Source organism: Enterobacter sp. EGD-HP1 (genome assembly GCF_000733275.2).
Lineage (GTDB): Bacteria > Pseudomonadota > Gammaproteobacteria > Enterobacterales > Enterobacteriaceae > Enterobacter.
Map to the genome: position 1 here is coordinate 28,293 of NZ_AVOP01000036.1, position 13,085 is coordinate 41,377.

Genomic DNA, 13,085 nt, shown 5'->3' on the forward strand with positions numbered 1-13,085 from the left:
CATTTTTCCCTCAGGATGCCGATAACGATTAAAAGGTCAGCATTTCTCTCGAGGGTAGAATGGATAATTTCCAGAAAGATATTGATGACAGGGCGAATCTGACCCTGTCGAACCGTTTTGAACTGTTGCTGTTCCGTCTTGGCACCTCTCTGAACGAAAATAAATCCGAGCTGTTTGGCATTAACGTCTTTAAGCTGCGTGAAATTGTGCCGATGCCGGAATTCACGAAACCCGCCGGGATGAAGTCACCGCTGATGGGGATGGTGAATATTCGCGATCAGGTGATCCCGGTGATTGACCTGGCCGCCGTGGCGGGCTGTAAGCCCACCACCGGGCTGAACATCCTGCTGATCACCGAGTATGCGCGCAGCGTGCAGGCATTTGCCGTGGAATCGGTTGAGAACATCATGCGTCTGGACTGGAAGCAGGTGCACGCGGCGGAAACCGCTGTTAGCGGTCGCTACATCACCAGCATCGCGTGTCTTGACGAGAAGACCGATACCAACGATCTGGCGATGGTGCTGGACGTTGAGCAGATCCTGTATGACATCACCCCGGCTAATCACGATCTGCACGCCACGAACCTGAAGACCACCAAATTCCATATCAAACCGGGCGCTGTCGCCATCGTCGCGGAAGACTCCAAAGTGGCGCGCTCGATGCTGGAGAAAGGTCTGCAGGCGATGGAGATCCCGGCGCAGCTGCATATCACCGGCAAAGAGGCGTGGGAAAAAATTGGCGTGCTGGCGGCACAGGCTCAGGCGGAAGGGGTTCCCATCACCGATAAGATCGCTCTGGTACTGACCGACCTCGAAATGCCGGAGATGGACGGCTTTACGCTGACGCGCAAAATCAAAACCGACCCGTTCCTGAAGGACATTCCGGTGGTGATCCACTCTTCCCTCTCCGGCAACGCCAACGAAGACCATATTCGCAAGGTGAAGGCGGATGGGTATGTGGCGAAGTTTGAGCTGAACGAGCTGTCGTCGGTGATTGAGGAAGTGCTGGACCGCTCGATGAAGAAGATTGACGGGCCGTTGATTAGCAGGAAGCAACTGGCTTAGTCGGGTGGCGCTCCGCTTACCCGACCTACAAAACCCGTAGGCCCTGCAAGCGGAGCGCCGCTGGGCAAACCATAAAAAAACCCGCCGAGGCGGGTTTTTTGTTTTTACATCAGCGGCATTGCTCGCTGCACGATATCAATCAGCGGCTGCGGATAGATACCGAAGATCAGCACCAGCAGCGCGGAGATAAGCACTACGATACCCCCGGCGCTGTACTGCCAGTTGGATGGCGCATCACGGTTGAGCTGCTGAGGTGCGCTCAGGTACAGGCTCACTGCCACACGCAGGTAGTAGTAGAGACCAATCGCGGAGCCGATAACCACGCCCGCAGTCAGCCACCACAGGTGCGCCTGCACACCAACAGCCAGCACGTAGAACTTACCGATAAAGCCAAGCGTCATCGGGATACCTGCCAGAGAGAGCATCATCACGGTCATTACCGCGGACAGGATCGGACGGTGCCAGAACAGACCACGGTAGGAGAACAGTGAATCGGCATCTGGGCCACGGTACGGGCTGGACATCAGGCTCACTACGCCGAAGGCGCCGAGGCTGCTGAACAGGTAGCCGGCCAGATACACGCCCACGGCTTCCATCGACATCTCACCGCTCTGCAGCGCAATCAGCGCCACCATCAGGTAGCCCAGATGAGAGATAGATGAGTAGCCCAGCAGGCGCTTGATGTTGGTCTGGCTCAGCGCCATCAGGTTACCGAAGATGATGGAGACGAACGCGATAATGCCCAGCACCACGCGAACCGCTTCGCTGTCACCCACCGGCGCGTACAGGAACAGACGCATAACCACACCGAAGATAGCGATTTTGCTCGCCGTCGCCAGGAAGGTCGACACAGGAGCCGGAGCGCCCTGGTATACGTCTGGCGTCCACAGGTGGAACGGCACCAGAGAGAGTTTGAAGCCGAGGCCAACAATCATCATGCCCAGACCCGCCAGCAGCAGCGGCTCATGCAGCATGCCGTCGCCGAGGCTCTTGCCGAGCGCCATGAAGGAGAGATTACCGGACTGTGCGTACAGCAGCGCAATACCAAACAGCAGGAACGAGGACGCAGCAGCAGACAGAATGGTGTACTTGATGCTTGCTTCCAGCGAGCGCTTCTGACGGAAGGCGTAACCAATCAGGCCGAACAGCGGCAGAGAGATCAGCTCAATGCCGAGGAACAGCGCGGCCAGGTGGTTCGCATTCGCCAGCAGAATGCCGCCCAGCGCGGCTATCAGAACCAGCAGGTAAAACTCTTCTTTATTGTCGTTGTAGCCTTCGAGCCACGGGTACGCAAAGGTACAGGTTGCCAGGCTCGCCAGCAGCACCAGACCGGTATACAGCATGGCGTAACCGTCAACGCGCATCAGCGGGGTGACGTCCATCGCCCCACCCTGGCCAACAAACCAGAGAGAAACTAACGCGGCGTTCAGGCCGATGACCGACAGCGTGGCATTCAGGAAGTGATTGCGTCGCCACGCAATGGAGAGCATCACAACCACCACCGTCAATCCGACGATCAGCAGCGGTAGCAGCGCGATCAGTTGTTGTGGAGTTATTGTCATGGCGAATTACGGCCTTGTAGTAGAAGCAGAATTAACAAACCACTGCTGGATGTTACCCATCGCGCTATGCGAGGTATCCAGAATCGGCTGCGGGAAGAAGCCCAGCAGCACCAGCAGTACGACCAGCAGCAGGATGATGAACAGCTCGCGCAGCGACATCCCCGGCAGTTCTTGTGCAGCAATTTCGCTCTTCGCTTTACCGAAGTAAGCGCGGTGCAGCATCGCCAGCGAGTAGACGGAAGCGAACACCAGACCAAAGGTGGAGATCACGGTAATCACCGGTACCACTTTGAAGCTGCCGAACAGAATCATAAATTCGCCGACGAAGTTACCGGTACCCGGCATCCCCAGGGTGGCAACAGCGAAGAACATGGAGAGCGCTGGCAGCCACTTAATTTTGCTCCACAGACCGCCCATCATGCGCATGTCGCGGGTATGCAGACGTTCGTACAGCTGGCCGCACAGGATGAAGAGACCGGCTGCGGACAGACCGTGCGCAATCATCTGGATCACCGCGCCCTGGTACGCCAGCTGGCTGCCGGTGTAGATAGCAATCAGCACGAAGCCCATGTGGGAAACGGAGGTGTAGGCAATCAGACGCTTGATGTCGTACTGCGTGAAGGCCATCCAGGCACCGTAGAAGATACCGATCACACCCAGCCACATGGCAATCGGTGCGAACTCTGCGGAGGCATTCGGGAACAACGGCAGAGCGAAACGCAGCAGACCGTAGGCCGCCGTTTTCAGCAAAATGCCCGCCAGGTCAACGGAACCCGCCGTTGGTGCCTGAGAGTGCGCGTCTGGAAGCCAGCCGTGCAAAGGAACCACCGGCATTTTCACCGCGAACGCGATGAAGAAGCCCAGCATCAGCAGGTATTCAACGCCGTGGGACATCGGGGTCTTCAGCAGCTCTTCGTAGTTGAAGGTCCAGGTGCCGGTCGCGTTGTGGTGAACAAACACCAGCGCCAGAATAGCAATCAGCATCACCAGACCACTCGCCTGGGTATAGATGAAGAACTTGGTTGCCGCCGTGATACGCGTTTTACCGTCGGACGCCTTGTGGCCCCACAGCGCGATCAGGAAGTACATCGGCACCAGCATCATCTCCCAGAAGAAGAAGAACAGGAACATGTCGATGGCAAGGAACACGCCGATCACACCGCCCAGGATCCACATCAGGTTCAGGTGGAAGAAGCCCTGGTATTTTTCGATTTCACGCCAGGAGCAGAGTACCGCCAGAACGCCGAGCAGACCGGTCAGCACCACCATCAGCAGCGACAGACCGTCAATCGCCAGGTGGATCGTAATCCCGAAACGCGGGATCCACGGCAGGATGAACTCAGACTGCCACTGCGGAATGCCCGCAGACTGGGTCAGTGAGTAACCGCCCTGCAACCATAGTTGCAGGCCAAGCGCGAGCGTCAATCCCATGGTGATCAGCGCGATCCAGCGCGGCATCTTCACGCCAAAGCGTTCAGTCTGCCAGCACAGGAAGCCGCCGATGAAGGGAATTAATATTAGCCAGGGTAGTAACATGGCGATTTACATTCCTTTTTAAGGCCCCCAGCAGGGGCCTGATTTTCAACGAATTCGAATAAAATTCACTTAACGATCAACGCAACACCATCAGCAGCGCCAGCACGACAACCGCACCGATGCTCATGGACGCCACATACCAGCGCAGATAACCGTTCTCGCTGTACAGCAGGCCTTTACCTGCAAAGCGGGAGAGGATCGCCGGGATATTCATCAGGCTGTTCAGTGGATCGCGTTTCAGCAGCCACGCAATGCCCAGGAACGGCTTAACGAAGATCATGTCGTACAGCCAGTCGAAGCCCCACGCGTTGTACCACCAGGTGCCCAGCAGACGGCCCGGCGCGCTGTTGGCAACGGCAGTCACCAGCGTACGTTTGCCCAGCCACAGCCATGCTGCAATCAGGATGCCCGCGATAGCGACCACACCGGAGGTGATTTCAAGCGTCAGAACGCGACCGTGCTCAAGCTCGGTTGTCGCCGGGAGTACGCCCTGCAGCGGTGGCACAATCATCGCGCCAACGAAGGTGGACAGTACCAGCAGCACAATCAGCGGCAGGTGATGGGTGATCCCCTTCCCTGCGTGAGCGTGAATTTGTTCTTTACCGTGGAATACGATGAAAATCATACGGAAGGTATACAGGGAGGTCATGAACGCACCGACCAGACCCGCAACCATCAGATTGATATGACCATTCGCCATGGCACCCGCAAGGATTTCGTCCTTACTGAAGAAGCCCGCGGTGATCAGCGGCAGTGCCGCCAGCGCCGCGCCGCCCACCAGGAAGCAGACATAAACCAGCGGGATGGACTTACGCAGTCCGCCCATCTTGAAGATGTTCTGCTCGTGGTGGCAGGCCAGGATCACGGAACCAGATGACAGGAACAGCAGCGCTTTAAAGAACGCGTGCGTCATCAGGTGGAAAATGGCTGCGTCCCATGCCTGAACGCCGAGCGCCAGGAACATGTAACCAATCTGGCTCATGGTGGAGTACGCGAGAACGCGTTTGATGTCGGTCTGCACCAGCGCGGCAAAGCCTGCCAGCACCAGCGTGACCGCACCAACGATACCCACCAGATGCAGAATTTCCGGGGTCATCAGGAACAGACCATGGGTACGCGCAATCAGGTAGACGCCGGCGGTGACCATGGTCGCGGCATGGATCAGCGCGGAGACAGGGGTAGGACCCGCCATCGCGTCGGCCAGCCATGTCTGCAACGGCAGCTGCGCGGATTTACCCACGGCACCACCCAGCAGCATCAGCGTTGCCCACCACAGCATGTTGTTGCCTGCGGCGAAGTGCGCAGGCGCCAGTTCCACCATTTCGCGGAAGTTCAGCGTGCCCAGTTCGTTGTAGAGAATGAACAGCGCGAAAGCGAGGAAGACGTCACCCACGCGGGTCACGACGAACGCTTTCATGGCCGCTGCGCCATTCTTCTGATCGGTGTAGTAGAAACCGATCAGCAGGTAAGAACACAGACCCACGCCTTCCCAGCCCAGATACATCAGCAGCAGGTTATCGGCCAGAACCAATACCACCATGCTGGCGATAAACAGGTTGGTGTAGGCAAAGAAGCGGGAGTAACCCTCTTCACCGCGCATGTACCAGGAAGCGAACATGTGGATCAGGAAGCCAACGCCGGTGACCACGGAGAGCATGGTCAGCGAGAGGCCGTCCAGCACCAGGTTGAAGCCGATGTTGAAATCACCGACCGACATCCAGGTCCACAGCGGCACGCTGAATGGCTGACGTCCGTTGTTAAAGAAGTCGATACCCGCATACGCCGTCACCAGCGCAGCCAGGCCGATAGAGCCAATGCCCACAGTTGCAGACAGATTCTCAGACCAGCGGCCGCGAGAAAACGCCAGCAGCACGAAGCCAATCAGCGGAAAAATAATGGTTAAGGCAAGCATGTTCATCCACGCAACTCACTTACTGAATCGATGTTCAGGTTCTGGCGGCGACGATGGAGCTGCAGCAACAGCGCCAGGCCAATACTCGCTTCGGCAGCCGCGAGGCTGATGGCGAGAATGTACATCACCTGACCATCGGTCTGGCCCCAGTAGCTTCCGGCGACCACGAAGGCCAGCGCGGAGGCGTTAATCATGATTTCCAGACCGATCAGCATAAACAGCAGATTGCGGCGGATAACCAGACCGGTCAAACCCAGGACGAATAAAATCGCAGCGAGGATCAGTCCATGTGTTAAGGGGATCATGCGCGCTCCTCCATTTTTCTTTTCGCGCGGTCGTCAGTGCGGTTGCTCAGCACCTCGCCAGCACGCTCTTCGCGGCCAACGTGGAAAGCAACCACCAGACCTGCCAGCAGCAGCATTGAGGCCAGTTCAACCGCCAGAACGTATGGGCCAAAGAGCGTAATACCGACCTCTTTCGCGCCAATTGGCGTCCCGTCGATGCCCTGATCGTTTACGCCCAGAATGGCGTAAACGATCACCACCAGCATGATGGCCGACAAAATTGCCGGGCCAATCCACACCTGCGGTTTTAACCACTGACGTTCCTGCTCAATTTCAGAGCCGCCCAGGTTCAGCATCATCACCACAAACACGAACAGCACCATAATGGCCCCGGCGTAGACGATGATTTCCAGCGCACCGGCGAAGTGCGCGCCCAGTGCGAAGAACACCCCGGAAATGGCCAGCAGCGAGATGATTAAGTACAGCAGCGCATGCACCGGATTGGTGTGCGTGATCACTCGCAGCGTAGCCAGGATGGCGATAAGGCCACAGATATAAAAAGCGAATTCCATTGCCCTCTCCTTACGGTAACAGGCTCTTGACGTCGATAGGCTTAGCTTCGTTCTCTGCTTCGCCCTTATCTTTGCCGTCGATTGCCATACCCGCCATCCGGTAGAAGTTATATTCCGGGTATTTGCCCGGACCGGAAATCAGCAGATCCTCTTTCTCGTACACCAGATCCTGACGCTTGTACTCACCCAGCTCGAAGTCTGGAGTCAGCTGAATCGCCGTGGTTGGGCACGCTTCTTCACACAGACCGCAGAAAATGCAGCGTGAGAAGTTGATGCGGAAGAACTCAGGGTACCAGCGGCCGTCTACCGTCTCTGCTTTCTGCAGAGAAATACAGCCTACCGGACACGCTACCGCACACAGGTTACAGGCAACGCAGCGCTCGGAACCGTCCGGATCGCGCGTCAGCACGATACGGCCACGGTAGCGCGGCGGCAGATATACCGGCTCTTCCGGGTACATCCGGGTTTCGCGTTTGGCAAACGCGTGCAGGCCGATCATCCAGATACTGCGTACCTGGGTACCGAAGCCTACCAGTAATTCTTTTAAGGTCATGGTCTATAGCCCCTTATGGCTGCTGCCAGAGAATGACAGCGGCCGTTACCAACAAGTTGACGAGCGTCAGCGGCAGGCACACTTTCCAGCCGAAGGACATTACCTGGTCATAACGCGGACGCGGTAACGCTGCGCGAATCAAAATGAACATCATCATGAAGAACGCGGTTTTCAGCGCGAACCAGATGAACGGCGGTAAGAACGGGCCATGCCAGCCACCGAAGAACAGCGTTACCATCAACGCGGAAATGGTGACGATACCGATGTACTCGCCCACGAAGAACAGACCGAATTTCATACCGGAATATTCAATGTGGTAACCGTCGGCCAGTTCCTGTTCGGCTTCTGGCTGGTCAAACGGGTGACGGTGACACACCGCCACGCCCGCGATAGCAAAGGTAATAAACCCAAAGAACTGCGGGATAACGTTCCAGATGTCGGCCTGGTTATTGACGATGTCGGTCATGTTGAATGAACCGGCCTGCGCCACCACGCCCATCAGGGAGAGACCCAGGAACACTTCGTAGCTCAGGGTCTGCGCGGAAGCACGCATCGCACCCAGCAGCGAGTATTTGTTGTTGCTGGACCAGCCTGCGAACAGCACCGCGTAAACCGCGAGGCCTGCCATCATCAGGAAGAACAGAATGCCGATGTTCAGGTCAGCGACCACCCAGGTCGGGCTGACCGGAACGATAGCAAACGCCAGCAGCAGCGAGGTGAAGGCGATCATCGGTGCCAGAGTAAAGATCACGCGGTCCGAGAAGCGCGGGATCCAGTCCTCTTTAAAGAACATCTTGATCATGTCCGCGACCAGCTGGAGTGAACCACCCCAGCCCACGCGGTTCGGTCCGTAACGGTTCTGGAACAGACCGAGCAGACGGCGTTCACCAAAGCTCATGAACGCGCCGCAGGTGACCACCACCAGCAGGATAACAATCGCTTTCAGAATGCTCAGCAGGATGTCGATAAGATCCGGCGTTAACCAACTCATGCTTTTGCCTCCTGCAGATTATCAAGACGCGCACCCGCCAGTACCGGCGCGATGCCAGGCATACCCATCGGCAGACCCACCTGCCCTGCTGTCAGACCTTCGGAGATAATCAGCGGCAGGCTGATTGTCTGGCCGTCATAGCTAAAGGCAATGTTTGCGCCAGCGTTAACGCCAAGCTTCGCGGCATCCGCCGGGTTGAGCTTGATGTACGGCTGCGGCATACGGGTCTGGAAGACCGGAGAACGCTGAGACAGCTCGTCGCTACCGAACAGATGGTAGTACGGCGCGATACGCCAGTTGCCGTCCTGCGCCTGGAAGCTCGCCGGTACGGTGGTAAAGAAGTCCAGACCGGTTTCGGAGGCTTCAATCAGACGCACGCCCGGATCGCCGTGGCGCAGGGAGCCGCCCACTTCAGCCTGGAACTTGTTCCATGCCTGCGGGGAGTTCCAGCCCGGCGCCCATGCGAATGGGATTTGCGAACGCGGCGCAGACGGCTGGTTGTTCCCTTCCATGGAGAAGGCGAACATGGTGTCTTTATCCTGCGGCTGGCGCGGTTCGTGCACGCTGATGTTGGCGCGCATCGCGGTACGGCCGCTGTAGCGGTGCGGTTCACGCGCCAGTTTCTGGCCGCGGATGCGGAAGCTTGCTTCAGGCGCGGCATCTTTAATGCCTGCCAGCTGAGGCAGTTTTTCGACTACCGCGTCGATAACGTGGTCGAGCTGCGTCCAGTCCACTTCACGGCTCTGCACGGTGCTGTGCAGGGAGTGCAGCCAGCGCCAGCTTTCCAGCATCACGGTGTTGCTGTCGTAGTACGCCGGGTCATAAACCTGGAAGAAACGCTGCGCGCGGCCTTCGTTGTTGATTACGGTACCGTCGCTTTCTGCGAAGCTTGCCGCAGAGAGCACCAGGTGCGCTTTGTCCATGATCGCGGTGCGCTGATGGTCAATGACCATCACCAGCGGCGCTTTGGAGAGTGCGGTGTCAACGCGAGCGGCAGAGGCGTGGCGGTGCAGGTCGTTTTCCAGCACCACAACGGCGTCAGCGGCACCGGATTCCAGTTCGCTTAACGCTTCTTCCAGCGAGCCGCCGCCGATCATGCCCAGACCGATGCTGTTCACCGCACGGGCAATCATGGTCACGCCGACGTCAGCACCGCGGCCCTTCAGGGCTTTGGCAACGTTGGCTGCCGCCTGAATGATCTCGGCGCTGCCGGCGTTAGTCCCGGAAACAATCAGCGGTTTCTTCGCACCCGCCAGAGCCTGAACAATCACGTCAACCTTGTTCTGCAGGTCGCGATCCAGTTCTACCGCCGGAGAGTTGCTGTCCAGCGCATGGGCAATCGCAAAACCGAGGCGCGCCTGATCTTCAACCGGCGCGCAGTAGGTCCACGCCGCGATGTCGTCCAGACGGGTGTTGTCGACGTTGGTCACAAACAGTGGATGCTTCGCGCGCTGCCCGATGTTCAGGATCGCCGCAATCTGCCAGTCGGCCACTTTCTGCGCGGCTGCCATTTCACGTGCTTTACCCTTCACCGCCTGACGAACCGCCAGAGCCGCGCGTGCGCCGGTCTGCGTCAGGTCTTCACCCAGCACCAGAACCGCATCATAGGATTCAATTTCGCGCAGCGCAGGGGTATGAATACCGCCTTCACGCAGCACTTTCAGTACCAGCTGCAGACGTTCCTGCTCGCCCTGGGCGATACCGGTATAGAAGTTTTCCGCGCCAACCAGCTCGCGCAACGCGAAGTTGCTTTCGATGCTGGCGCGCGGGGAGCCGATACCGATCACTTTCTTCGACTGGCGCAGAATATCGGCCGCGCCCTGCATCGCCTGTTCAGCGTTCAGGGTAATGAAGTCATCGCCACGGCGCTGAACCGGCTGACGCGGACGGTCTTTCAGGTTCACATAGCCATAGCCGAAACGACCGCGGTCGCACAGGAAGTAGTGGTTAACGGTGCCGTTGTAACGGTTTTCGATACGACGCAGTTCGCCGTAACGCTCACCCGGGCTGGTGTTACAGCCGAGGGAACATTGCTGGCAGATGCTTGGCGCAAACTGCATGTCCCATTTACGGTTGTAACGCTCGGAGTGGGTTTTATCGGTGAATACGCCGGTCGGGCAGATTTCTACCAGGTTACCGGAGAATTCGCTTTCCAGCACGCCGTCTTCCGGGCGACCGAAGTAGACGTTATCGTGCGCGCCGTATACGCCCAGATCCTGACCGTCCGCGTAGTCTTTGTAGTAACGCACGCAGCGGTAGCAGGCGATGCAGCGGTTCATTTCGTGAGAGATGAACGGCCCCAGGTCCTGGTTGCGGTGGGTACGCTTGGTAAAGCGATAGCGACGGAAGCTGTGGCCGGTCATCACGGTCATATCCTGAAGGTGGCAGTTACCGCCCTCTTCACAGACCGGACAGTCGTGCGGGTGGTTGGTCATCAACCATTCCACAACGCTTTCGCGGAACTGTTTCGCTTCTTCGTCATCAATCGAAATAAAAGTGCCTTCGGTGGCTGGCGTCATACAGGACATCACCAGGCGACCACGCGTGTCTTCCGCGTTTTGATATTGCTTCACCGCACACTGGCGGCAAGCACCGACGCTGCCCAGCGCCGGATGCCAGCAAAAGTACGGAATATCGAGGCCAAGAGACAGACAAGCTTCCAGCAGGTTATCCGCCCCGTTGACTTCGTATTCTTTGCCGTCTACATGAATCGTAGCCATTAGCATGCTTCCAGTTGGCTCGGTCGAAACCGAGCGTTAATCAAAATTCTTGTCGTTACCAGCGCGCTTTAAGCAGGTTCGGCTGAATCCCATTAATCGCATGGGTATTGCTGAACGGCTGCTTGATGCCTGCTTCGAACTCGTCGCGGAAATATTTGATCGCGCTCTGCAGAGGTTCGACGGCACCCGGTGCGTGGGCGCAGAAGGTTTTACCCGGACCTAAGAATCGACACAGTTGCTCAAGCGTCTCGATATCCCCAGGCTGGCCTTCGCCACGTTCGATTGCACGCAGGATCTTCACGCTCCACGGCAGACCATCACGACACGGTGTACACCAGCCGCAGGACTCGCGGGCGAAGAACTCTTCCAGGTTACGCACCAGCGAGACCATGCCGATCTCGTGGTCGACGGCCATCGCCAGCGCCGTACCCAGACGGCTGCCTGCTTTACCAATGCTTTCGAATTCCATTGGCAGGTCAAGGTGGGCTTCGGTCAGGAAGTCAGTCCCTGCCCCACCCGGCTGCCAGGCTTTAAATTTCAGGCCATCGCGCATGCCGCCGGCGTAGTCTTCAAGAATTTCGCGCGCGGTGGTACCGAACGGCAGTTCCCAGACGCCAGGATTTTTAACGCGACCGGAGAAGCCCATCAGCTTGGTTCCGGCATCTTTGCTTGAAGAGATGCCCTGATACCATTCCACGCCGTTGGCGAGAATCGCAGGAACGTTACACAGGGTTTCGACGTTGTTTACGCAGGTCGGTTTACCCCATACGCCGGAGCTTGCCGGGAACGGTGGCTTGGAACGCGGGTTCGCGCGGCGGCCTTCCAGGGAGTTAATCAGCGCGGTTTCTTCACCGCAGATGTAACGCCCTGCACCGGTGTGCACGAACAGCTCGAAGTCAAACCCGGTGCCCAGGATGTTTTTGCCCAGCAGTCCCGCTTCGGTCGCTTCCGCAATCGCGCGACGCAGGTTTTCCGCCGCTTCGATGTACTCACCGCGCAGGAAGATGTAGCCACGGTACGCTTTCAGCGCGAACGCGGAGATCAGCATGCCTTCCACCAGCAGGTGCGGCAGCTGTTCCATCAGCAGGCGGTCTTTATAGGTGCCCGGCTCCATTTCATCGGCGTTACACAGCAGGTAACGGATGTTCATGGATTCGTCTTTCGGCATCAGGCTCCACTTCAAACCGGTGGAGAAACCTGCGCCGCCGCGCCCTTTCAGGCCGGAGTCTTTCACCGCATTAACGATGTCATCCGGCGCCATGCCGCCAAGGGCTTTACGCGCACCGGCATAGCCGTTTTTGCTCTGGTATTCGTCGAGCCATACCGGCTGTTTGTCATCGCGCAGACGCCAGGTCAGCGGATGCGTCTCAGCAGTACGAATTACAGTTTTCATTTGTACTGCTCCAGCAGGTCAGGAATCGCTTCCGGCGTCAGATGGCTGTGAGTGTCCTCATCAATCATCATGGTCGGCCCCTTGTCGCAGTTACCCAGGCAGCAGGTTGGCAGCAGAGTAAAGCGTCCATCGAACGTGGTCTGGCCCGGCTTGATATTGAGCTTCTTCTCAATCGCAGCCTGAATGCCCTGATAACCGGTGATGTGGCAGACAACGCTGTCACAGTAGCGGATCACATGGCGGCCAACCGGCTGACGGAAGATCTGGCTGTAGAACGTAGCTACGCCTTCTACGTCACTTGCCGGAATACCCAGCACTTTCGCAATCTCGTAGATCGCCCCATCCGGCACCCAACCACGCTGTTTCTGTACGATTTTCAGCGCTTCAATGGACGCCGCACGCGGGTCTTCGTAGTGGTGCATCTCGTGCTCAATGGCGGCACGTTCTGCTTCACTCAGCTCAAAAGCCTCGGTTTGTGGTTGTTGATTCTCGTGCATA

The 13,085-nt window shown here is 57.7% G+C and carries 11 protein-coding genes; 1 reads left to right on the top strand and 10 read right to left on the bottom strand.

Annotation, left to right across the window (positions count from 1 at the left end; translation table 11 throughout):
- The first annotated feature begins 59 nt into the window (after positions 1 to 59).
- Positions 60 to 1,064, top strand: a complete 1,005-nt coding sequence (locus N037_RS21415; protein ID WP_032643418.1) for a chemotaxis protein — start codon at positions 60 to 62, stop codon at positions 1,062 to 1,064.
- Positions 1,065 to 1,168: 104 nt separating this feature from the next.
- Here N037_RS21415 and nuoN read toward each other — a convergent pair whose 3' ends face one another.
- From nuoN to nuoE, 10 genes are all read right to left on the bottom strand, one after another.
- The gene (gene nuoN, locus N037_RS21420; protein ID WP_014884632.1) at positions 1,169 to 2,626 is read right to left on the bottom strand and encodes an NADH-quinone oxidoreductase subunit NuoN; all 1,458 of its coding nucleotides are present in this window, start codon (positions 2,624 to 2,626) and stop codon (positions 1,169 to 1,171) included.
- 6 nt (positions 2,627 to 2,632) lie between these two features.
- Positions 2,633 to 4,162 (bottom strand): NADH-quinone oxidoreductase subunit M, encoded by a 1,530-nt coding sequence (gene nuoM, locus N037_RS21425; protein WP_023336403.1) that lies wholly within the window; start codon positions 4,160 to 4,162, stop codon positions 2,633 to 2,635.
- Between the two features lie 76 nt (positions 4,163 to 4,238).
- Positions 4,239 to 6,080 carry an NADH-quinone oxidoreductase subunit L gene (gene nuoL / locus N037_RS21430; RefSeq protein WP_032643421.1) on the bottom strand — a complete coding sequence of 614 codons (1,842 nt, stop codon included), beginning with the start codon at positions 6,078 to 6,080 and terminating at the stop codon, positions 4,239 to 4,241.
- The gene (nuoK, locus tag N037_RS21435) at positions 6,077 to 6,379 is read right to left on the bottom strand and encodes an NADH-quinone oxidoreductase subunit NuoK (protein ID WP_003861496.1); all 303 of its coding nucleotides are present in this window, start codon (positions 6,377 to 6,379) and stop codon (positions 6,077 to 6,079) included. Before nuoK ends, nuoL begins: the two co-directional genes overlap by 4 nt.
- On the bottom strand, positions 6,376 to 6,930 hold the full coding sequence (gene nuoJ / locus N037_RS21440; RefSeq protein WP_023336404.1) for an NADH-quinone oxidoreductase subunit J: 555 nt from the start codon (positions 6,928 to 6,930) through the stop codon (positions 6,376 to 6,378). The genes nuoK and nuoJ overlap by 4 nt, the downstream gene beginning before the upstream one ends.
- Before the next feature lie 10 nt (positions 6,931 to 6,940).
- Positions 6,941 to 7,483 carry an NADH-quinone oxidoreductase subunit NuoI gene (nuoI, locus tag N037_RS21445; protein ID WP_003861491.1) on the bottom strand — a complete coding sequence of 181 codons (543 nt, stop codon included), beginning with the start codon at positions 7,481 to 7,483 and terminating at the stop codon, positions 6,941 to 6,943.
- A 13-nt stretch (positions 7,484 to 7,496) separates the two neighbouring features.
- Positions 7,497 to 8,474 (bottom strand): NADH-quinone oxidoreductase subunit NuoH, encoded by a 978-nt coding sequence (gene nuoH, locus N037_RS21450; protein ID WP_008500211.1) that lies wholly within the window; start codon positions 8,472 to 8,474, stop codon positions 7,497 to 7,499.
- Positions 8,471 to 11,194 carry an NADH-quinone oxidoreductase subunit NuoG gene (gene nuoG, locus N037_RS21455; protein ID WP_032643424.1) on the bottom strand — a complete coding sequence of 908 codons (2,724 nt, stop codon included), beginning with the start codon at positions 11,192 to 11,194 and terminating at the stop codon, positions 8,471 to 8,473. The genes nuoH and nuoG overlap by 4 nt, the downstream gene beginning before the upstream one ends.
- 55 nt (positions 11,195 to 11,249) lie before the next feature.
- Positions 11,250 to 12,587, bottom strand: coding sequence for an NADH-quinone oxidoreductase subunit NuoF (nuoF, locus tag N037_RS21460; protein ID WP_023312536.1), 1,338 nt, complete (start codon positions 12,585 to 12,587; stop codon positions 11,250 to 11,252).
- Positions 12,584 to 13,084 carry an NADH-quinone oxidoreductase subunit NuoE gene (nuoE, locus tag N037_RS21465; RefSeq protein ID WP_006176513.1) on the bottom strand — a complete coding sequence of 167 codons (501 nt, stop codon included), beginning with the start codon at positions 13,082 to 13,084 and terminating at the stop codon, positions 12,584 to 12,586. The genes nuoF and nuoE overlap by 4 nt, the downstream gene beginning before the upstream one ends.
- Position 13,085 lies beyond the last annotated feature (1 nt).

What these genes read in the sequence shown, in the direction of transcription:
- nuoL (WP_032643421.1), bottom strand. Translation starts at nt 6,080, where the DNA reads ATGAACATGCTTGCCTTAACCATTATTTTTCCGCTGATTGGCTTCGTG.
- nuoH (WP_008500211.1), bottom strand. Translation starts at nt 8,474, where the DNA reads ATGAGTTGGTTAACGCCGGATCTTATCGACATCCTGCTGAGCATTCTG.
- nuoE (WP_006176513.1), bottom strand. Translation starts at nt 13,084, where the DNA reads ATGCACGAGAATCAACAACCACAAACCGAGGCTTTTGAGCTGAGTGAA.
- nuoJ (WP_023336404.1), bottom strand. Translation starts at nt 6,930, where the DNA reads ATGGAATTCGCTTTTTATATCTGTGGCCTTATCGCCATCCTGGCTACG.
- nuoK (WP_003861496.1), bottom strand. Translation starts at nt 6,379, where the DNA reads ATGATCCCCTTAACACATGGACTGATCCTCGCTGCGATTTTATTCGTC.
- nuoN (WP_014884632.1), bottom strand. Translation starts at nt 2,626, where the DNA reads ATGACAATAACTCCACAACAACTGATCGCGCTGCTACCGCTGCTGATC.
- nuoF (WP_023312536.1), bottom strand. Translation starts at nt 12,587, where the DNA reads ATGAAAACTGTAATTCGTACTGCTGAGACGCATCCGCTGACCTGGCGT.
- nuoG (WP_032643424.1), bottom strand. Translation starts at nt 11,194, where the DNA reads ATGGCTACGATTCATGTAGACGGCAAAGAATACGAAGTCAACGGGGCG.
- N037_RS21415 (WP_032643418.1), top strand. Translation starts at nt 60, where the DNA reads ATGGATAATTTCCAGAAAGATATTGATGACAGGGCGAATCTGACCCTG.
- nuoM (WP_023336403.1), bottom strand. Translation starts at nt 4,162, where the DNA reads ATGTTACTACCCTGGCTAATATTAATTCCCTTCATCGGCGGCTTCCTG.
- nuoI (WP_003861491.1), bottom strand. Translation starts at nt 7,483, where the DNA reads ATGACCTTAAAAGAATTACTGGTAGGCTTCGGTACCCAGGTACGCAGT.